The following is a 19580-nucleotide window of genomic DNA, read 5'->3' as shown; positions in this document are numbered from 1 at the left end:
CTTGGGTGTCTTTTATTTATTTACCATACAAATAATCCAACGAGCATAGCGCTTAATAAGGATACAGCCATTCCGCTAACAAGAAGCTTCCAAACATTTTTACCGATTATGGATGATTTTTCTCCGCCAAATAATGAATTGTAAGTTCCGTAAATCATGCCTACTGTACTAAAGTTAGCAAAAGAAGCTAGAAATGTCGTTGCAACCGCAATCGTATGTGGTTGTAACGACTTTAGATTCGATTTTAAATCCATCATTGCAACAAATTCATTCGTCGTTATTTTGATCCCCATTAATTCAGCTACATACATAGCATCATTACCTGATAAACCGAGTAAGAAAGCAAAGGGACTAAAAATAATAGAGAAGATTTTTTGTATTGTTAAACCTGATACGACAAAGCTTAATAGCCCATTTAAACAGGCAGTTAATGCTACATAACCAATTACCATAGCTAAAATAACGATAACCATATTCATCCCGACTAACATACTGTTTGAAATAGTAGAAAAGAAATCTTTTTTTTCATCTTTTGAAGGTGTATATACGACATCATCTTCTTTCGTAACTTCCACAGGATTTAATACATTGGCCAAAATTAATGCGTTAATACAGTTTAAAGGGATAGCACTGAAAATATATGTTGCCGGAACCATTGATAAATAAGCGCCAAGAATGGATCCGCTAACGCTACTCATACTCATAATTCCAAAGGTTAATAAACGATTTTCTTTTAAGACAGATAATTGATCACGAACAACGGCAAGTGCTTCCGTGTTTCCTAAAAACATCATTTGAATCGAAAAGAAACTTTCTAACTTTGGTAAACGAGAAATCTTTGAAATAACTGCACCTACTTTATCAATAATCCAAGTTAAGATTCCAAAATAAGAAAGAATATCAAAGAACGTGATAACGAAAATGATAGGAAGTAAAGCACTAAAGAAGAAATCAACGGTTTGATTTTCCATAGCGGAAGGAAATGCAAACCGAATACCTTCATTCGCACATGATAGTAGCCAACTGAAAAATGACGCAATTTTATTAATGATAATACTGCCCAGCTTCGTGCCTAACATAAACCATGTAATAAAGAGCTCCAATATGATTAGAATAACGATTGGTCTCCATTTTATTTGTTTTTTATTAGGCGAACATAGGAAAACGATTAATATTACAACAAAAATCCCTAACATATTTAATATGAAATGCATCTCAACAACTCCTTGAGAGTTATTATTTGTATATAAAAAAGCTCCTATTCTTCTTAATTTAGAATGAATGTATTTGAACTCATGTTTTTATAAATTCTAAAAATATAGAAGGATAAATTCGATAAAAATAGAATTTAATATATAACAAACAAGGAGGGGATAAAAATGGAGGTCTATCACATAACGAGTAGAAAGAGGGAAACTTATCATGTTCAAGTGAAATATTCCATACTTTTCGAATGTGCACTAGGCATTGCGGCAATTACTCATAAAAGGTTAATCGATACTCTTGAAAAGAGTCAAAATGAATGGGCAGAGATTAAGGAATCATTAACAGAAGAAATGAGAGAGCACCTACAATTTGTAGAAGAACATAATACGTGGAAAGCGTTGCTTCAGTTATTGTATGAAGGAGAGTTTCAGGACTTATCACAGTTTCATGCTACAATCGATTCGCTTTCGGAAGAAGATTTGAAGTATATATGTTTACCGTTTTTAGGTGAGAAGTATGAAGAGAAAAGACATTTAGCGGCAAGTGGAGACGTAACTGCAATACATGAACTAATGGAACTGACACATGATCATCAGTTTTTCTCCGCGTATATTCGTTTTATATGTGATGTTCATGTACAAGTGCTGAAATCGCATTTAATCGCTGTTATGACAGGATGGTATGAGAGTGTTATTCAGAAAGAGGAAGAGCAAATATTATCTATATTAAAAAGAGATTATGAAGCGAAAAATGAAATGAATAAAAAGATGAAACCAGAAGAGTTTGTCGAGTGGGCGACCGGCGGTGTGAACTATATGCCAGAGCCAAGTGTTCATTACGTACTTCTCATCCCGCAAATGATATACAGACCGTGGAATATTGAGGCGGATATTGAAGATACGAAAGTATTTCATTACCCAGTCGCAAACGAAAGCATCCATCCTGAAGATCTGTATGAACCGAATTATTTTTTAGTTCAAAAACATAAAGCGCTTGGGGATGAAGCGAGATTACGCATTGTAAAAATGTTGTTCGAAAAAGAACGAACATTGCAGGAAATTACAGAAAGACTGCAACTCGGTAAATCGACTGTACACCATCATTTGAAATTGTTGCGTGCAGCGAAGTTAGTTGATATACATGACGGGAAATATGTATTAAGAAAGAAAGCACTACAGTCGTTAGCGAAAGAATTAGATGCGTTTTTAAATAGATAATATGCAACTAGAATGTACATAAAGGGAGGAATTTAAGAGAAAAGTTGGTGTATGAAATTGAAAAATGTGTTGAAAAATCGTTCGTTTTTTTTCATGTGGATTGGAAGCGCGATTTCAGAATTGGGCGGGGCTTTCGGAACGTTATGTAATTCGATTCTTGTTTACGAATTAACAGGGTCAAAAACAGCATTAAGTAGTATGTGGTTACTATACTTTATCCCATCGCTCATACTGCAACTTATAAGTGGTCCGTTTATTGATAAATGGAGCCGGAAGTGGATTATGATATTTTCACAATGGGTGCGAGCTTCGGTTTTCTTACTACCGTTAGTCATGTTACTTACTAGTGGTATAGAAGTTTGGCATGTGTATTTCGTACAAATTATAATCGGGCTTATTACGCCGCTGTATACACCTGCAAGTCAAGCCATTACACCGAGCATTGTAAGTGAAGAACAACTTCAAGACGCAAATGCATATATTGATGGCATGGCTCGACTTATGATGTTTCTTGGACCAATATTAGGGGGAGTGGCCATTCATTTGATTGGAGTAGAACTTACAATATCTTTCGTATGTATTTGTCTATTTGTTAGTGGCACTTTTTTACTTTATATAAAAGAAAAGAGAACAACACAATCCATTCGGAAAACGTGGCTAGAACAGTTTCTTCACGGTTTTACATATTTTTTCACAAAACCAGTTATCGTTTGGCTCGGTGTCTTTCTTACTTTCGTGCAATTTGGGGTGGGGGTAACGCTGGTTACAAACCTTCCTTATATAAAAGATGAGCTGTCAGCAGGGTATGCGGAGTTTGGTTATTTTATGGCTGGTTTCCCGTTTGGCTATGTAATTGGATCTATACTAGTCGGAAAAGTAACATATAAAAGCCGGCGTATACTTATGCTTGGTGGATTGTTTATAGGAGGACTCACATACATTTCTCTAGGGTTCAATCATAGTATAGTAATTGCGGTGTTCATTGAAGTAGTTGCAGGCATTTGTATTTCATTTTTCAATGTTCATAACACAACAATTTGCCAACAAACAGTACCAAACAATATGATAGGACAAATATTTTCAGTGCGTTTATTTTTCATACGATCCGCTATGCCGTTAGGTGTGTTATTAGGAGGCATATTAAGTGAAATGTGGGGAATAAGAGCACTATACTTTATTATCGGTGTGATTATATGTGTTACTTCTTTAATAGGATTATTCCTTCCGTATTTCAAATTTTTAGATGAAGCTGTTGAAGAGAAAACAGCATAATTCAAATAATTAAAACTTTTTAATTTAAAATAATTATCATAATCAACTATAATAGAAGAATACTAGTATTCGTATTAAAAAGAGGGAGTGGAATATATGTTTATTGAAACGAAAACATTTACAGTAAAAGAAGGTACATCAAATATAGTTGTAGAACGTTTCACTGGAGAAGGTATTATTGAAAAATTTGAAGGCTTCATCGACTTAAGTGTTCTTGTGAAAAAAGTAAGACGCGGAGATGAAGAAGTTGTCGTTATGATTCGCTGGGAATCTGAAGAAGCATGGAAAAACTGGGAAACAAGTGAAGAACATTTAGCAGGGCATAGAGCGAGTCGTGGGAAACCAAAACCAGATCATATCATTAACGTTGATCACGCAGTTTATTATGTAAAATCATCGAAAGCGGCTTATCAACAGTCGTAATATATATGTAAAGGTAGAGGATATTTGTTTAGTAATAAACAAATATCCTCTTTTTTTGATTTATAGTAAAATATGGATGTGATATATGTTTTATTGTTTCGTTATAAATGGAGGTAAATGAAGTGAAAAAAATATTACTAATGGCAACTTTAGCGACGACATTATTATCAGCGTGTAGTAATAATAATGTGAAAGAAGAAGTATCTAACAATGAGGAAGATAAACGTGAAACTAGTGCAAAAATAGTAGAGCAGAAGGAGTATATTATTATTGATAAGAATTATAATGAAATATTTCTAAAAGATGCTAGCTCAAATAAAGAAGATAGTATGAAAGTAAGTTTAAATGATTTAAATCCAACAAAATGGGAGGCACCTGTAAGAAACGGTATCCCAGATATAGGTGATCATATTTCTTTGGAAAAAGAAGAGGATAAATATACACCTACATTAGTAAAAGATCTTGTTGGTGAAATAAAGTATGATGGTACAATTAAATATAAAATTTTAGAAGCAACTAATAAATCAGTAAAGTGGTTTCCGCTAAATAAAGAGAACAATGGAGGATATGTTCCGCCTGAGATGGTAAAAGTAGTGAATGCTTCGAAAATAAAAGCTGGAGATATTGTTACAATTCAAGATAAAACAAAAAGCAGTAAAGACGCAATTGTATATGAACTGACAATTGTTGAATAAGTATAGAAGATTGTAAGAGAAGTACAATATATTTAGGTAAGGACTAACCCCATAATAAAATATTTGGAGGTTACAAATGTTTGAAGCACAAACATCTATTAAACATGAACAACATAAAAAATTAGTGCAAACAATAGTAGCTGAAATCTTATCAATAGATAAGATAACTGGATGTATGCTTATCGGATCTGTCGCAAGAGGTGATGCATATCCTGATTCGGATTTAGACTTATATATTCTGTTAGAAGACGGACAAAAGAAGAAGTTTCATTCTGAAACGAGGGAAGAAATTTTAGTTGAATATAAGTATGCAGGCGTTAATCAAATACTAGTAAACTTTAAAAACAATCCGATGGAACTATACTCATTTTTAGAAGGGGAAATTTTATTTGATAAAAGCGGCGAGTTGAAAAGGTTAAAGGAGATAGCTACCTATGAATTTGAAAACTATCGTGTTTTTAGTGGCAAAGTGAAAGGTATTTCTCATTGGTTGCATAGTTCACTCATTAAAATTCAGTCTGCTTTGAAAGCAAATGATGAGTTAAAAGCTTCATACATCGTTCATACGTCAACGTGGACATTGTTAGAAGGGATATGGGCTATTAATAACCAACCCACGCCGCCAGCGGGCTCTGTTTTAAAGTATATTCAAGCGTTGCCTAATAAACCAATTCAATTGGAGGTATTACTTCATAAACTATTTTTAGGTGCTACGAAAGAACGTACCTCTTCAGCAATTTTCTTGATTGAGTGGGTTTTACATAATTTGAAAATTAAATAATGTGGCTATTTTATATAGTACATTAATATTTCACGTTGAATGGTTCATGTAATTGCATTCATTAAAAAATGTTCTAGGTCATAGAGAAAAGTATTAGACTATAAAGCATAGTCTTAGATGGAACGCTTGAAAATCTTACCTTACATATTTAAGTGTTACGAAAATGAGTCTACATACCCTGTGGTTAAAAGGAGATGAGTGAATGAAGTTAAATCATTTGAATCTATGCGTCGATGATTTATCAGAAGCGAGACATTTCTTTGAAGCATTTTTTGATTTTCAATTTTTGGAGCAAAAGGGAAAGGCACTAGTAGTGATGAGTGACGAGAGTGGATTTCTACTTGTGCTAAGCGACCCCAAAGCATTTAAGGGGAATAAGGAAGTTATGTATCCTGAAGCTTTTCATATTGGTTTTTTAGTGGATACTTCAAATGAAGTTGATCAAGCATATAATCGTTTAGTAGCTGGAGGTATTGAAATAGAAAAGGCACCGTATTCTATGAGAGGTAGTAGTTACGGTTTTTATTTTACAATGTTTAATGGATTGTTAATTGAAGTGTCTTGCCTTGACTATAAAGATGGTAAGAAAATTCAATAGCAACCAACAAGAGTAATTGTTGAATGTTGTAAATATAGCCCCTTATCCAGTTTGGAAAGGGGCTTGATCATTTTAAGGGACATAAAAGTAAAAACAAACGAATTTTAGTCAGGAAAAGGGTTTGTGAGACAGCCTTTTTATTAATCTATCTGAATCTCAAATTCAAGCACAACTTGATCTTTCCTAAACGGTATATTAAGTTCTTTAAATCGTAAGCTTATTCCAGACAAATTATTAGGAAGGGCAGGAGATATAACGAAATGATGACTAAAATGTCCATCAGTGCCGCCACCACCTTCTGGCCAGCAATCATATGTATCATCTATTGATAATTGGAAAAAACTATGAGGCTTATTTTCATTAAAAACTTCATCAGTGGAATCCCAATCACTATATAAATAAACTACACTAGCATTTGCATATTGCCGAATAAAAGTTACCGTATACATGATACCGTTATGTTCATACGTTTTAAAAACCGGTATATGTTTTTGGAATGTAGTTGGTTCAACGCGAGGTTTAAATTCACCTTCGTCCATCATGGAAGAGAATAGTGAATTTAAATAGTCTGGATAAAAACCGAATTGCTTTGCCCATTTGTAAATCGCTTCATCATGTGGAAAGCCTGGATCACTACCTGAAAGTTCTTTCCGTTCTTTTAATAGTGCACAAATTTTTTCATCGATAGTATATAATTTTTCATCGTAATAATCAGTAGGGCGTTCAAAAGTCATGCGTTTCATAATCATTCCTCCTTTTCTTTATTTTAACAAAAAAGAAAGGACGATACATTTTTAAATGTAAGATCATTCATAACTCGAATATTGTAGATTTAAAATGAAGTCTGATAACAAGGTCTATTTTGCAGAGGAATTGATTATGCATAAAATAATAATAATAATGTATGAATCAAGCAGGTTTCCCATATGGTAAAGTACGAAATTATTATAAGTAGTACAGTGATATGAATAGGAGGTTATCGCTATGACAGCTGTATTTAAAGATATGGCATTCCAGCTAAAAACGGAACGACTCGACCTAAATATGTGGGAAGAATCTGATGCGGTTTGGCTGAGAAAATTAATTGGTGAACGTGGCGTGGACATGCCAACTATTGAATCGGTTCGTAGCTCTCTTATCGAAATGCGCAAGAAAGCAACTGAAAATGGTATTTCTCTTCTTACTATTCGTAGGAGAGAAGAAGGGGATTTCATCGGATACTGTGGCTTAATCATCGGTCGGTCCACGCTTGAAGAGCCGGAAATTGCATATGAGTTGTTCCAAAGTGCTCATCGCAAGGGTTATGCGACAGAGGCAGCATCAGCTGTGCTTGAGGCTGCAATTGCTACGGATCGTCATAGACTTTGGTCTACTGTAGGTGCTTGGAATACGGCGTCTTTCCGAGTATTAGAAAAGATAGGGTTTAAGCGGCATCACAGTACGTGGGGGGAGCGCGGTGAGATTGTGTGGAACGTACGCGATCTGTAGAAATTTGACCCAATTCAGAACAAAAAATGAAAAAGAAAGCCTCTATGTTAGATTACTTAGTAATCTAACATAGAGGCTTTTCCTTATAGTAAATATTGATTTTGTATATATGTAAGTGTAATAGTCTGTCGTTTGTTTTAATTTTTTACATCTTCATATAATTGGAGAGCCTCTTTCACATTCAATCCATTCTTCACTATGCCATGAATCGCTTGAATCATGGCAGCAGGATGTTCAGATTGCCATATGTTTCGGCCCATGTCTACGCCGATTGCGCCTTCTTGCAGTGCATTGTACGTAATGTTTAATGCGTCTTCAATTGAATCTAGTTTTGGTCCACCAGCGATTACGACTGGAGCAGGGCAAGTACTTGTAATTTTTTCGAACCCTTCGCAGTAATACGTTTTAATAATGTCAGCTCCCATTTCAACGCATACGCGGGAAGCGAGTGCTAAAAAGCGTGCTTCACGTTTTTGCAGTTCTTTCGCAACAGCAGTAATGCCGAGTACTGGTAGACCGTAATCGTGAGCTTCTGAAACTACATTTGCGAGATTTGAAACTGTTTGTGTTTCATAATCTGATCCAACGAAAACAGAAACACCGACGCCAATTGCGTTTTGTTTCACTGCTTCTTTTACAGGTGTAACAATTGTTTCATTCGCTAAATCTTTACCGACGACAGTAGCTCCGCCTGAAACACGCATAACCATCGGTGTGCTGCAGTTTTCAGGAATACAGGAGCTAAGTACACCGCGCGTTAAAAAGAGGGAATCTGTATAAGGAAGTAAGTATTTAACTGTTTCAAGTGGTTGTTCTAGCCCGTGAATGGGCCCTAAAAAGTAGCCGTGATCTATCGCTAACATAACCGCTCTGCCATCAGGTAAAATTGTATTTAATCGATTTTTAAATCCCCAAGTCATTTAAAATCACTCCTTCGTTAATGTTGGATTTTCCGTTTGTACCGTATCTTTATTGGGTAAATGTGGTGACTTAATAAAAACTGCTTTAAAAGGTTTGTCAGAATGGTTAATAAGATAGTGAGATTCATGAGGGCGAACTTGCAATACATCGCCTTGTTTAATCGGAACTCTTTCGTTATTCACATAGAAATCAATTTCACCTTCTAAAGCATAAAAGACTTCCTCACAAGTTGTATGATAGTGATTTTGAAACTCTTGCCCAGGCTGAATGACAACAAGGCCAAGATCAATATTCGGACCTTGTATTAAATATTTCGGCCCGTTATCACCGAAGCGATAGGAAAAGTCATTTTCATTCGCTTTTAACATACTTTTCACTCCTTTATGTAATGTGTTACAGTGCACCAGGCGCAATCCACATATGTGAGGTGAGCCCTTTATCAGCTAAAGCGAGCTGACTGTCATACACAGTTTTCCATGTTTCATAGAATTCTTTATATAGTTCATGATTTTCAGTAACTGGTTCAAATGTATGCTCCCACTGTACAAACTGTTCAGCAATTTCTTCCATAGATAAATATATGCCAGCGCCAACTCCAGCAGCAATCGCAGTTCCTAAAGCAGCTGCTTCTTTCACAACTGGTACTTTTACAGGAATACCGAGTACGTCTGATAAAATTTGTGGCCATAGTTTTCCTTTAGCAGCACCGCCAGCAAAAATGACTTCAGAAGGGAATATCCCTGTGAGATTTTCTATTAATTTTAAGTTACCAAGTGTAACGAAGGCAGCATTTTCCTCAATAGCACGGAACAGTTCCTTTTTTCCGCATTTGTCAGCATCTAAACTTAAATTTAAAAAAGAAGGTGCAGCATGACGCCAAGAAATATAGTTCATAACGTTTGAAAAAGTAGGGATAATGCCATGTGAACCGACAGGTACGTCTTTTGCTTGTTCTTCTAATAATGCATAAGCATCTACCCCGAGTTTGTCAGCAAGTTTTTTTTCCTCTTGGCAAAAAGCGTCTCGAAACCAGCGCATAACAAGACCTGGAAAAAAGGCGATTGTTTCATATTGCCAAAGGTTCGGAACGACGTGACAATTTACCCGAATTGCAGCTTGTGGATCTGTTATCGGCTCTGTAATATTCACTTCTTGTTGCCAAAAACTACCGCCGCATATTAATGTTTGATTAGGCTTCACGACTCCTGTTCCGAGCGATGCCATTTGAGCATCTCCGCCCCCGGCGACGACAGGAATTCCTTCACGTAATCCAGTTAATACTGCACACTCTTTTGTAACGTTGCCGATAACGGTACCAGCTTCATTTACTGTTGGTGAAAATGGCAACGTTATCCAGCACTCCTTAGCGACATCGTTATCCCACACTCTATTTTGTAAGTCAAAAATACCGGACGTACATCCGTTTGAGGCATCGATTTGCAGTACGCCGCTTAATTTATATAAAATCCAATCGTTTAACATCGTAAAAGAATGAATATTGCTATAGACGTCTGGTTCATGTTTTTTAATCCAAAGTAGGCGGGGTAAAGCACCTAATGAAAAAGTTTGCCCAGATCTTGTATATAAATCTTCTTCAAGATGTGACCGAATTTCTTTTAGTTCACTAACTTCAGCGGATGCGCGCCCATCAACATTTGCGCAAGCCCATATTTCTTGCCCAGCTTTATCATATAAAACAAAACCTTCTCGCATACTAGTAGCGCTAATAGCTTGAATAGAAGAGGGAGGTATATTACTTCTTTGCAGAACTTCTTTCGTACATTGTTGTACAAGTTGCCAGTTTTCAATGACATCAAAATTCATAGAACCTGGGTAACGAGGATCCGTTTTATGAATCCATTCTTTTTGACTGACCGCAATTTGATTACCTAGTAAATCAAAAAGAACAGCTCGAATGCTTCCTGTACCAGCATCAAAAGCTAATAAATGAGACATTAACAATCACCATCCTTTCGTAATAAGGAGAGAGCCGTTTCCTCATCGGTAATTAATGTATGAATGAACTTTCCTTTTAAAGCACCAAAAATTGCATCTATCTTTTCTGTACCTCCAGCAACACCAATGACATGCTTCATTTTGCGAAGGATAGAGAGCGGTGTACCAATAAGGCGGTTGTGATGCGGGAGCTTTAATAAATCCCCATCTGTATTATAAAACTGCCCTAAAATATCGCCCGCCCCGTTTTGACTACGAATATATGTCATCTCACATAGTGTTAATTTTTCTTCTTTTACAATCGTAGCGTCTTGAGATAATCCTCCAATACCAACAACAGCCGTATGAGCAAGTGAAGCGACATGAAGCATATCCTTTACACTTGGTTCTGATAAAATGCTTTGTGCCATTTCGGTTGTGGATGCTAGAAACGGCGTAGGGATAATATGAAGATCACCTTGCATGTAGTGTAAATAGTTTTGTTTTCTCGGGAGATAGTGATTTACTCCGCCAGTTAGCGTTACGATTGAAAGATTAATGGAACTTTCAAAATGAATATTTTCTAGCATTTTGCTAATTGTTTCTCCCCAGCCAATTCCGAGTAAATCACCTTGCTGGAGCTGAGTTTCTAAATATTGTGCAGCAGCTTTTCCGAGAGAAGCGTGATAATTGTTTACTGGAGTAGGGATTATGAAAGCATCTTTTAAGTGGAATTTTTTCATTAGGTCACGTTCAATACTTAAACAGTGCAAACCAGTACCTTTTACGTGAAATGTAACGATACCTTCACTGCGTGCCTTATCTAATAACCGGACGACTTTATTTCTAGAAATATGAAGAAGTGAAGCGATCTCTTGTTGTGTTAATTGATCTTTATAATAGTACCAAGCTACTTTAGTTAATAAATTCTCTTCAAAGTTCAGCTGTGTCATACTCGTCATCCCTTTCAACAATTGACCAATGCTTAAACATATGTGCCGTATATTTTGTTTATTCCAGTTGAAAATTGAATAGGTGGGGGTTTTATTTATTACCGTTGATTAATAGTCTGACTCCCACCTTACTTCTTTGGCCAAGATGTATATTGAAATGGGAGTCGTACTGAACGTTAATACAAGTGAAAAAAGTGTACAAAGTCTTTATGGGTAGGGGAAAGCTTTAAAGTAAGGAGAGTTCTATTGATGAGGATAATTTTTAGTTGAGAGCTGATATTTATTTGTCTTTTTTTGTCGGTAAGTCGATATTCATTGTCGAATCGTTGATATATTGAAAAAATCGTCGATATGATATAAGAAATGGTCGATATAATTTCATTCACAATACTTTTTCGCCAGATAAACAAAAAAACGTCCGAATATATCGGACGTTTTTTCTTTAGTTATGAACCGTTTCTTTTTCATTTAATCCAAGCGTACGACCAGTCGAAGTGTGAAGATCTTGGAATAATCTTGGATTTTCAGTTAATGAAATGCCGTAAGAAGGGATCATTTCTTTTATTTTTCCTTCCCATTCTACCATGCGGCTTGGGAAACATTTTTCTAATACTTCAAGCATGACGTGAACAGCAGTAGAAGCACCTGGTGAAGCACCTAGTAACGCAGCGATTGATCCATCAGCCGCACTAACAACTTCTGTACCGAATTGAAGTGTACCTTTACCGCCAGCATCAGTATCTTTAATTACTTGCACACGTTGCCCAGCAACTACAATATCCCAATCTTCACTTTTCGCGTTCGGAATGAATTCGCGTAATTCTTCCATACGCTTTTCATGAGATAACATAACTTGCTGAATTAAGTATTTTGTTAGTCCCATTTCTTTTACACCAGCAGCTAACATCGTTAAGACGTTATTCGGTTTTACAGAACCAATTAAGTCAAGGTTTGAGCCAGTTTTTAAGAACTTAGGAGAGAACCCTGCGAACGGTCCAAATAGTAAAGCTTTTTTATTGTCTATATATCTCGTATCAAGGTGAGGTACAGACATTGGCGGAGCGCCAACTTTAGCTTTACCGTATACTTTCGCATGATGTTGCTCTACAACTTTTTGGTTTTTACATACCATAAATAGTCCACTTACTGGGAAGCCACCGATATGTTTTGATTCAGGGATACCAGTCTTTTGTAGTAGAGGTAGGCTACCGCCACCGCCGCCAATAAAGACGAATTTTGCAGTATGATGCTCAATTTTACCACTATTCATATCGTGTACTTTTACTTCCCACAAGCCATTCTTCGTACGTTTAATATTTTCGACACTATGTTTGTAGTTTAGCTCAACATTCTTAGTTTGTAAGTAATCAAACAACATACGTGTTAATGCACCGAAGTTCACATCTGTTCCAGAGTCAATCTTCGTTGCAGCCATTGGTTCGTTAGGTGCACGTCCTTCCATAATGAGTGGAAGCCATTTTTTTAATGTTTCAGGAGCATCGGAAAATTCCATACCTTGAAACAGTGGATTTTTTGAAAGCGCTTCAAAACGGTTTTTTAGAAACTCAACATTTTTTTCACCTTGTACTAAACTCATATGAGGTAGAGGCATAATAAAATCTTGTGGATTACGAATTAATTTACTTTTTACAAGATATGCCCAAAATTGTCTTGAAAGCTGGAATTGCTCATTCACTTTTACAGCCTTACCAATATCTATAGATCCGTCAGATTTTTCGGAAGTATAGTTCAGTTCGCATAGCGCAGAATGCCCTGTACCTGCATTATTCCATTCATTAGAGCTTTCTTCCCCGGCACTTGCGAGTTTTTCAAAAACTTTAATTTCCCATTCAGGTGCTAATTCTTTTAGTAATGAGCCTAACGTTGCACTCATAATTCCTGCACCAATTAAGATAACGTCTGTTTTTTGCTGCATGTTGCTCATGATAATCTCTCCATCCCCTATATTGGCAAAAAAGAGTAGGTGTTCACTATATCTAAGCCGTAAAAAGAAAACACCGCCTAGGCCCCACCTAGGTATTTACCTTTTTTGTCTCAATTATATAACCATCTCATACTCTATTATAATAATTAATAGACTAAAATATCTAGTGTTATCTGATAATTTTAAACTATTTAACGTTTTATTCGCTAAAAATCTTATTTAACAAGCTCTTTTAAGGTGGTAAATAGAAAAAAATTACAGTTTGAAATTATCTCGAAAAAGCTTACGTATCGTAAAGTGGGTAGAAAGGGTACCTTTTTATGGGATTTTTGCACTATAAATAGTAAGATTATTCTGTGAAAAACAAAAGGAGGGATACCAATGCGTACACAAGAACAAATCGCAAACTTATTTCGAAATTTTTCAATAAAGGAATGTAAAGGGTCAAGTGACTTATATGAATACTTATCAATTCAAATTGCTGAAGATGAGGAAGTGCTTACACTATCTTCCTACGCTCTAGTAGGCCAACCAGTCCCAAACTTATTATTAGGCGCCGTACATTATTTATTACTTGCAGGGAAAGAACATCAGTTAAAAACGTATTATAGTAGCTTAGTTGAAAATAAGAATACAAATTTAGACCAAGTGTTTGATCATTTTAAAGACTTTTGTAAAAAGTACCGAGAAGATATCATTACTTTGTTACAAACGAAACTCGTTCAAACGAATGAAGTAAGGCGATGTGCGTACTTATATCCAAGTTTCTGCTACATATTTAATAAAGTGAAAAAGCCGTTAGCGTTAATCGAAATTGGGACAAGTTCTGGATTACAACTATTTTGGGACCAATATAGCTATTCGTACGGAACAGATGAAACATACGGAAATATAAATTCGAATGTACATTTAACTTCTGAAATAAGAGGGGAGAATGTACCTCATTTTCTAAAAGAAAGTCCATCTGTCGTAGAAAGAATCGGACTAGATTTGCATGTAAATGATTTACATAGTGATGAAGATTATTTTTGGCTACGTGCACTCATTTGGCCAGAACATAAAGAACGACTTGAAATGTTTGACCAAGCAGCATCTTTAGTGAAAAATGAATCTGTCCAATTAATAGAAGGAGACGGGGTGGAGCTATTACCATCTATTATTGAACAAATAAGTGAAGATGCTGTAATCTGTATTTTCCATACACACGTCGCAAATCAAATACCTGAACAAGTAAAACGTAAGTTAGAGAAACAAGTGCAAGAAATCGGCGCAAAACGTGATGTATTCCACCTGTATAACAACATGTGGGACCGGGATCTTCATATTGATTATTATATTAACGGAAACGAATATCGTGAAACGGTTGGGGAAACGGAAGGGCATGGGAGATGGTTTAGTTGGAAATTGGAAAGGAGACGCTTTGTTAGTATGTCTTCAAAATGAAAAATAGCTAATATGAATATACCATTAGCTATTTTTCATGAAACTCATCGGGAGTCCAAGTGGAGATTTTATTACCCGGTGCAGCAACAACAAGCCAATCTTCACATTGAACACCAGCTTGCCAACATTCATAATCATCATGAAAACCATTTACGAAAATAATTTGCCCATTCCTTAATGTAATGATTAAATGAGGTCTTTCTATTCCGAGTTGTATATCTATAATTTTTTGTCTTCTCATTTCAAATATTCTCTTATATTCTTCTTCCTCAGTATAATCGTCATATTCATCTTCATTAGATGGGTATTTATGGGGAGTTTTATTAAATAAACACCATTTTGTTTCAATACTGATATATAATTGCCCCTCATAGTGAGCATGATCGTGAAAATTTGTAAAATGAATCTTTATTGCTGCTGGAGAAATCCCAAATTGTAATCCATCAACTTGCGCTCCTACGAAGAGATTTTTTAACACGTTTTCAGCGTGAATTTTATCCTCTATATTCATTCTTGAAATCCTCCTTTCCTTAAAAATATAACTTATATTTTTATTGTAATAAATAAATTTCCATGTAAAATGAACCTTTTGTGAGAAACGGGCGAATATAGTGTGAAAGATTATGAGAGGGGAACGTAATTTTGGATGAAGTACAATTAAAAGAATGGCTGTATAAAATGGAGTCTGGGGACCAAGAAGCCTTTCAAGTTATTTATGAGTACACATGTAAAGATATTTATAAAACAGTAGTATTTTTAGTAGGAAGTCAAAACGAAGATGTAGACGATATAGTGAATGAAGTGTACATACAAATGTGGAAGTCGGTAACAAACTATGATATGAATCGTTCATTTCGTTTTTGGTTACATGGACTAGTTGTGAAGCAAGTTCAGGAATGGCGTCGTAAATCGTGGCGAAGGTTTCGGATTTTTGAAAAGAAAAAAATGTATGAACAAGATCGTTCTTACGTAATGCATGAAGATATTTTACATAAGGAAACGCGTAATGAATTAGTGGAGATTGTACAAAAATTATCTTATAAGCATCGTGAAGTAATAATTATGCGTTACTTCCATGAATATAGTATGGAGGAAATTGCTGCACTTCTTCAAATCCCTATTGGTACAGTGAAATCCCGGTTACATACTGCGCTAAAACGATTAAGAGCTGAAATGGAGCATATGCCAGACATAAGAGAGGGAGAAGTAAATGGATTTTGAAAAATATGTAACGAATGAATTGAAAAGAAAGGCAGCGAATCTAGAGCCTTCTCCTAATCTGGAAGATAAAGTACAAGCTTCTTTTTATAAATACGAAAAGATGAAAAATAAAGAGAAAACTTCTATGAAGAAAAAGCTATTACTTGGCTTTGTAGCTGCAGCTATTTTAATCCCGACTGGTACTTTTGCAGGTACCACATTAATGGATAAAATTGTTGGGACACCAGAAAAAGCAAGACAAGATATCGGAATGACTGAGGATAGTTATAATTTAGTAATGGAACGTATAGAAATTGCTAAAAGTATATTTACAGAAGAGGACTTTGAAAAGTATGTAGCTTTATTACAGGAAACGTACCATTTTTATAAGAAAGTAAGTGTCGTAGAGAATGGTGAGAGACAATATACAGCTACAAATCGTCTAAATGCTGATGAAGAAAAGAGAGATATAGAGGTAATGGAACAATTAAATACATATGAAGAAAGAATAGATCAACAATTTACCTATACATTTGAACAGGCTGAAAAAATAACTGGTTTTCCAATCAAGCATCCAACGTATATTCCGGTTGGACATCAATTAGTATTTGAAGAAGTAAAAGCAGAAGCGACATTAGACAAACCAATGCCGTTGATTTCGATGAGATATGAAAAGTGTAATGTAAAAAAAGAGCCACATACTTCAGATGTAGAATTAGGTTTTACAATTCATCAATTAGAAATCGTTGAGGGAGAATATAAAGATTATTTTCTTGATAGACCATTTGATAAACCATCTAAAAGAGGACATAATTTTACTGGAGATATAAAAAAATATAAATTAAATGGCTATGACGTAACATTCGGTGAGTATAAAGAATCGAATGTAAGAGCTATGAAAATAGTGGTGCCTGCAAAAGAAGGTGAAAATGCATATCAAATCTATATAAATGGTAGTATGCTTTCTAAAAAAGAACTTGAGAAAGTTATACTTTCGATGGTTGAATAGGGCGTAATATGTAAAGAAATGCTACTTTGAGTTCAAGTGTAGCATTTCTTTTTTTATATAGTTAAATAATTGTACTCAAAATCTCCCCAGGCAATCCGTATCTTTTTCCCCAGTGCTCTGGCAAAATCATATAACCAATTTCAGCTTCTCTAACATTATCTTCGTTTACCGTAACATGTCCAAGACCAACATATTCATTTGTAATAGAATCATACACTTTATCCCGCTTTAATGGGCAGTAAGACCCCCACCTCAAAATTCAGCGAAAGCAAAGAATTTAGGTGGGGAATCAACTGCCCATAAAAGTCCGATTGGTGAGGGCTAATAATCAGTGGGGGATGAAAAAACCCCCACTGATTAAAGTTTCACTTTATAGTAGCTGAATAGTTGATGGTTTTCATTACGTTTTAACAGACTTGTAAATTCATTTTGCGCTTCCTCTAACGGAGTAGTGCGCTCAGTAATTTGTTCCATTACTTGTTCATTTGTGATACGAGTTGAAAATATAAATTGAAATCTGTTTCTTCAAATTTAGTAAAATACACCTTTTGCATAATATTCCTCCGAACCAATTTTCAATTGTTCTTCAGAAAAGAAAAAGAGACATTAAATCGTAATTTCAATTTGATTACCTTCAGGATCGCTTATTACACTTTCGTAATAGCCATCTCCAGTGAAACGTGGCCCATTTAGTAAAGGATAACCTGCATCTTTTAAGATTGTAGTAATTTCATTTACACGTTCCTCACTGCCTACTGAAAACGCCATATGTGCATAGCCAGTTATATTAAGATTAGGCTCATTTTCAATACCTTTTTTGCGCATAAGTTCAAGCCTTGCTCCAGTTTCAAACGTAATAAAATAAGATTCGAATTGTTTCGCTTCATTATGATATAAAGAGTTTGCTTTACCATTAAAGTACTTCGTATAGAAAGTACGCATGAATTCTAAATCATTTACCCAAATTGCAATATGTTCTATTTTCATAATTTTTACCAGCCCTAACTTAACTAATTAGGCTTTCACTTTATAAAAATTGTTTTTGCATTGCAAGAATTTTGACTGGGTGTAAAAGAGGATTGTTAATTATTGGTTATATATGAGCATATAATGTGTAAGTAAGTAAAGAATCAACATAGTTTTTACAGAAAAGGGTGAATGAAGTATATGAATCCATTTGAGCAAATGATGTACGTTGGTGTCATCATGTCTATTGTACTATCTGTAATGATTTTAGGATCTTTATATTATAATCCACGTCTTTCGCTAACTGATTATCCAAAAGATATTCAAAAGGTAGTTTTTCCAAAATCGATTTATGAAAAAAAGCAAACAATCTACTTTAATATTGCATATCATGCGATTCTTTTCGGTACTCCGTTCGTTTCTACATATATACTACATAAACATGAAAAATTATTGTATATAGATGCCTATTTACATACTTTTGGTATTTTAATGATCTTCAATTTAGTTGATTTGTTTATAATCGATTGGCTAATTTTTTGCTGGATTACCCCGGAATTTGTTGTTATTCCTAGTACAGAGGGGATGAAGGGATATAAAGATTATAAGTTTCATTTAAGAGGTGCTATAGTCGGCGCAAAATTTTTAGCAATCGTAAGTTTATTTTTGGCGGGAATTGCGACAACGATTTAGTATGCAAAAGGGCATGAAGGGCTTATAGAAGATGAAGAGATTGATAATGTATAGAATTAGAAATGAGAATTTGATACTATTGAAGTAGGAAGTTTTAAAAACAGTATATTAAGCGGTATTAATATACTGTTGCAAATGTTTTGATACGCTGTGGAATTTCCTGGTTTTATGGAAATTTTTCATAGAATACAAAAAACGTAATGGAGGCTAATATGAAAAAAGTAATTGGAGCAGCAACAGCAACTGTTTTTGGGTTGGGGGCTTTTACCACAACTGCTATCGCAGAAACGATCGTAACAGCAGATGTACTCAACGTACGTGAAAAACCGACAACGGAATCAAAAGTTGTTGAAAAGGTAAAAGAGGGACAAGAGTTAAAAGTAATAAATACCGAAGATGGATGGTCAAAAATTGATTTAAACGGTAAAGAAGTGTTTGTAAGTTCAGAGTTTACAAAAGATGTGTATCATGTAACAGCGAATTTGTTAAATGTCCGTTCTGATGCAAATACTGAATCAGAAATACTTGGTAGACTGAAAAAAGATGATGTTATTGAATCAACGCATCAAGTAAAAGACGGATGGCTGCAATTTGAGTATAAAGGAAAAACAGCTTATATAAATGTTTCTTTCCTATCAAGTACAGCACCAGTTGAAAAAAAAGCTGAAGAGAAAACGAAGCAAGTAGCAAAAGTCCAAAAAACGGTTAAAGCTAAGGAAGAAGTGAAAACACAAAAGGTAGTAAAGCCTAAGGAAGAAACGAAAGTCCAAGAAGTAGTAAAGCCTAAGGAAGAAACGAAAGTCCAAGAAGTAGTAAAGCCTAAGGAAGAAACGAA

At 35.2% G+C, this 19580-nt stretch carries 21 protein-coding genes and 2 pseudogenes; 12 read left to right on the top strand and 11 right to left on the bottom strand.

Translation table 11 applies throughout. From position 1 onward, the window contains the following. Positions 1 to 20: 20 nt before the first annotated feature. A complete protein-coding gene (locus FOT98_RS20000) occupies positions 21 to 1214 on the bottom strand; it encodes a NupC/NupG family nucleoside CNT transporter (protein WP_063259455.1) in 1194 nt (397 codons plus the stop codon). 165 nt (positions 1215 to 1379) lie between these two features. Between FOT98_RS20000 and FOT98_RS19995 the strand changes: the two genes are divergently transcribed. The 6 genes from FOT98_RS19995 (at position 1380) to FOT98_RS19970 (ending at position 6192) form a co-directional block, all read left to right on the top strand. Further along, complete coding sequence (locus tag FOT98_RS19995) at positions 1380 to 2423, top strand: ArsR/SmtB family transcription factor (protein WP_063259456.1); 1044 nt, start codon at positions 1380 to 1382, stop codon at positions 2421 to 2423. A gap of 51 nt (positions 2424 to 2474) precedes the next feature. Then, complete coding sequence (locus FOT98_RS19990; RefSeq protein ID WP_063259457.1) at positions 2475 to 3695, top strand: MFS transporter; 1221 nt, start codon at positions 2475 to 2477, stop codon at positions 3693 to 3695. 96 nt (positions 3696 to 3791) lie between these two features. Next, a complete protein-coding gene (gene hmoA / locus FOT98_RS19985) occupies positions 3792 to 4118 on the top strand; it encodes a heme-degrading monooxygenase HmoA (RefSeq protein ID WP_000469503.1) in 327 nt (108 codons plus the stop codon). Between the two features lie 107 nt (positions 4119 to 4225). Continuing rightward, a complete protein-coding gene (locus FOT98_RS19980; RefSeq protein ID WP_080467427.1) occupies positions 4226 to 4813 on the top strand; it encodes a hypothetical protein in 588 nt (195 codons plus the stop codon). A 76-nt stretch (positions 4814 to 4889) separates the two neighbouring features. Further along, a complete protein-coding gene (locus FOT98_RS19975; RefSeq protein WP_063259459.1) occupies positions 4890 to 5594 on the top strand; it encodes a nucleotidyltransferase domain-containing protein in 705 nt (234 codons plus the stop codon). A gap of 202 nt (positions 5595 to 5796) precedes the next feature. Next, on the top strand, positions 5797 to 6192 hold the full coding sequence (locus FOT98_RS19970; RefSeq protein ID WP_063259460.1) for a VOC family protein: 396 nt from the start codon (positions 5797 to 5799) through the stop codon (positions 6190 to 6192). Between the two features lie 140 nt (positions 6193 to 6332). Here the strand turns inward: FOT98_RS19970 and FOT98_RS19965 are convergent, their stop codons facing one another. Continuing rightward, a complete protein-coding gene (locus FOT98_RS19965; protein WP_063259461.1) occupies positions 6333 to 6935 on the bottom strand; it encodes a hypothetical protein in 603 nt (200 codons plus the stop codon). 241 nt (positions 6936 to 7176) lie between these two features. On the opposite strand from FOT98_RS19965, the gene FOT98_RS19960 reads away from it, so the two are divergent. Continuing rightward, positions 7177 to 7680, top strand: a complete 504-nt coding sequence (locus FOT98_RS19960; protein WP_063259462.1) for a GNAT family N-acetyltransferase — start codon at positions 7177 to 7179, stop codon at positions 7678 to 7680. A 137-nt stretch (positions 7681 to 7817) separates the two neighbouring features. Here FOT98_RS19960 and lsrF read toward each other — a convergent pair whose 3' ends face one another. The 5 genes from lsrF to FOT98_RS19935 all read right to left on the bottom strand — a co-directional run bounded on the left by lsrF (position 7818) and on the right by FOT98_RS19935 (position 13434). Beyond that, complete coding sequence (gene lsrF / locus FOT98_RS19955) at positions 7818 to 8600, bottom strand: 3-hydroxy-5-phosphonooxypentane-2,4-dione thiolase (RefSeq protein WP_063259463.1); 783 nt, start codon at positions 8598 to 8600, stop codon at positions 7818 to 7820. Between the two features lie 6 nt (positions 8601 to 8606). Further along, a complete protein-coding gene (locus FOT98_RS19950) occupies positions 8607 to 8969 on the bottom strand; it encodes a cupin domain-containing protein (protein ID WP_000909986.1) in 363 nt (120 codons plus the stop codon). A 25-nt stretch (positions 8970 to 8994) separates the two neighbouring features. After that, positions 8995 to 10557: an autoinducer-2 kinase gene (lsrK, locus tag FOT98_RS19945; RefSeq protein ID WP_063259464.1), complete on the bottom strand. Its 1563-nt coding sequence runs from the start codon at positions 10555 to 10557 to the stop codon at positions 8995 to 8997. Next, positions 10557 to 11489 carry a sugar-binding transcriptional regulator gene (locus FOT98_RS19940; protein WP_063259465.1) on the bottom strand — a complete coding sequence of 311 codons (933 nt, stop codon included), beginning with the start codon at positions 11487 to 11489 and terminating at the stop codon, positions 10557 to 10559. Before FOT98_RS19940 ends, lsrK begins: the two co-directional genes overlap by 1 nt. A gap of 442 nt (positions 11490 to 11931) precedes the next feature. Beyond that, positions 11932 to 13434, bottom strand: coding sequence for a malate:quinone oxidoreductase (locus FOT98_RS19935; protein WP_063259466.1), 1503 nt, complete (start codon positions 13432 to 13434; stop codon positions 11932 to 11934). A gap of 381 nt (positions 13435 to 13815) precedes the next feature. Here FOT98_RS19935 and FOT98_RS19930 point away from each other — a divergent pair, with 381 nt between their 5' ends. Continuing rightward, complete coding sequence (locus tag FOT98_RS19930) at positions 13816 to 14877, top strand: DUF2332 domain-containing protein (protein ID WP_063259467.1); 1062 nt, start codon at positions 13816 to 13818, stop codon at positions 14875 to 14877. Between the two features lie 28 nt (positions 14878 to 14905). Here FOT98_RS19930 and FOT98_RS19925 read toward each other — a convergent pair whose 3' ends face one another. Continuing rightward, complete coding sequence (locus FOT98_RS19925) at positions 14906 to 15388, bottom strand: hypothetical protein (protein WP_063259468.1); 483 nt, start codon at positions 15386 to 15388, stop codon at positions 14906 to 14908. Positions 15389 to 15519: 131 nt separating this feature from the next. Between FOT98_RS19925 and FOT98_RS19920 the strand changes: the two genes are divergently transcribed. Together FOT98_RS19920 and FOT98_RS19915 are read left to right on the top strand one after the other, a co-directional pair. Continuing rightward, complete coding sequence (locus FOT98_RS19920) at positions 15520 to 16098, top strand: sigma-70 family RNA polymerase sigma factor (RefSeq protein WP_063259469.1); 579 nt, start codon at positions 15520 to 15522, stop codon at positions 16096 to 16098. After that, a complete protein-coding gene (locus FOT98_RS19915; RefSeq protein WP_063259470.1) occupies positions 16088 to 17086 on the top strand; it encodes a hypothetical protein in 999 nt (332 codons plus the stop codon). Before FOT98_RS19920 ends, FOT98_RS19915 begins: the two co-directional genes overlap by 11 nt. Positions 17087 to 17180: 94 nt before the next feature. Here FOT98_RS19915 and FOT98_RS19910 read toward each other — a convergent pair. The 3 genes and pseudogenes from FOT98_RS19910 to FOT98_RS19900 all read right to left on the bottom strand — a co-directional run. Continuing rightward, positions 17181 to 17306 (bottom strand): annotated as a pseudogene (locus tag FOT98_RS19910) (GNAT family N-acetyltransferase); the annotation flags it as partial. Positions 17307 to 17445: 139 nt separating this feature from the next. After that, positions 17446 to 17640, bottom strand: a pseudogene (locus FOT98_RS19905) (GNAT family protein); the annotation flags it as partial. A 52-nt stretch (positions 17641 to 17692) separates the two neighbouring features. Next, positions 17693 to 18073, bottom strand: coding sequence for a VOC family protein (locus FOT98_RS19900; RefSeq protein WP_063259471.1), 381 nt, complete (start codon positions 18071 to 18073; stop codon positions 17693 to 17695). Between the two features lie 180 nt (positions 18074 to 18253). Here FOT98_RS19900 and FOT98_RS19895 point away from each other — a divergent pair, with 180 nt between their 5' ends. Together FOT98_RS19895 and FOT98_RS19890 are read left to right on the top strand one after the other, a co-directional pair. Then, positions 18254 to 18745, top strand: coding sequence for a hypothetical protein (locus FOT98_RS19895; RefSeq protein WP_063259472.1), 492 nt, complete (start codon positions 18254 to 18256; stop codon positions 18743 to 18745). A gap of 212 nt (positions 18746 to 18957) precedes the next feature. Continuing rightward, positions 18958 to 19580 (top strand): SH3 domain-containing protein (locus tag FOT98_RS19890; RefSeq protein ID WP_260851106.1); only part of this gene is annotated, 623 nt, incomplete at its 3' end.

The sequence above is a fragment of the Bacillus sp. HY001 genome (assembly GCF_007558965.1).
Taxonomy (GTDB): Bacteria; Bacillota; Bacilli; order Bacillales; family Bacillaceae_G; genus Bacillus_A; species Bacillus_A mobilis.
The sequence above is the reverse complement of the archived record's forward strand: the minus strand, read 5'-3'. Positions and strand labels throughout refer to the sequence as shown.

Coding starts and splice junctions, on each gene's coding strand:
- FOT98_RS20000 (WP_063259455.1), bottom strand. CDS start 1,214: ATGCATTTCATATTAAATATGTTAGGGATTTTTGTTGTAATATTAATC.
- FOT98_RS19995 (WP_063259456.1), top strand. CDS start 1,380: ATGGAGGTCTATCACATAACGAGTAGAAAGAGGGAAACTTATCATGTT.
- FOT98_RS19990 (WP_063259457.1), top strand. CDS start 2,475: ATGAAATTGAAAAATGTGTTGAAAAATCGTTCGTTTTTTTTCATGTGG.
- hmoA (WP_000469503.1), top strand. CDS start 3,792: ATGTTTATTGAAACGAAAACATTTACAGTAAAAGAAGGTACATCAAAT.
- FOT98_RS19980 (WP_080467427.1), top strand. CDS start 4,226: ATGGAGGTAAATGAAGTGAAAAAAATATTACTAATGGCAACTTTAGCG.
- FOT98_RS19975 (WP_063259459.1), top strand. CDS start 4,890: ATGTTTGAAGCACAAACATCTATTAAACATGAACAACATAAAAAATTA.
- FOT98_RS19970 (WP_063259460.1), top strand. CDS start 5,797: ATGAAGTTAAATCATTTGAATCTATGCGTCGATGATTTATCAGAAGCG.
- FOT98_RS19965 (WP_063259461.1), bottom strand. CDS start 6,935: ATGAAACGCATGACTTTTGAACGCCCTACTGATTATTACGATGAAAAA.
- FOT98_RS19960 (WP_063259462.1), top strand. CDS start 7,177: ATGACAGCTGTATTTAAAGATATGGCATTCCAGCTAAAAACGGAACGA.
- lsrF (WP_063259463.1), bottom strand. CDS start 8,600: ATGACTTGGGGATTTAAAAATCGATTAAATACAATTTTACCTGATGGC.
- FOT98_RS19950 (WP_000909986.1), bottom strand. CDS start 8,969: ATGTTAAAAGCGAATGAAAATGACTTTTCCTATCGCTTCGGTGATAAC.
- lsrK (WP_063259464.1), bottom strand. CDS start 10,557: ATGTCTCATTTATTAGCTTTTGATGCTGGTACAGGAAGCATTCGAGCT.
- FOT98_RS19940 (WP_063259465.1), bottom strand. CDS start 11,489: ATGACACAGCTGAACTTTGAAGAGAATTTATTAACTAAAGTAGCTTGG.
- FOT98_RS19935 (WP_063259466.1), bottom strand. CDS start 13,434: ATGAGCAACATGCAGCAAAAAACAGACGTTATCTTAATTGGTGCAGGA.
- FOT98_RS19930 (WP_063259467.1), top strand. CDS start 13,816: ATGCGTACACAAGAACAAATCGCAAACTTATTTCGAAATTTTTCAATA.
- FOT98_RS19925 (WP_063259468.1), bottom strand. CDS start 15,388: ATGAATATAGAGGATAAAATTCACGCTGAAAACGTGTTAAAAAATCTC.
- FOT98_RS19915 (WP_063259470.1), top strand. CDS start 16,088: ATGGATTTTGAAAAATATGTAACGAATGAATTGAAAAGAAAGGCAGCG.
- FOT98_RS19900 (WP_063259471.1), bottom strand. CDS start 18,073: ATGAAAATAGAACATATTGCAATTTGGGTAAATGATTTAGAATTCATG.
- FOT98_RS19895 (WP_063259472.1), top strand. CDS start 18,254: ATGAATCCATTTGAGCAAATGATGTACGTTGGTGTCATCATGTCTATT.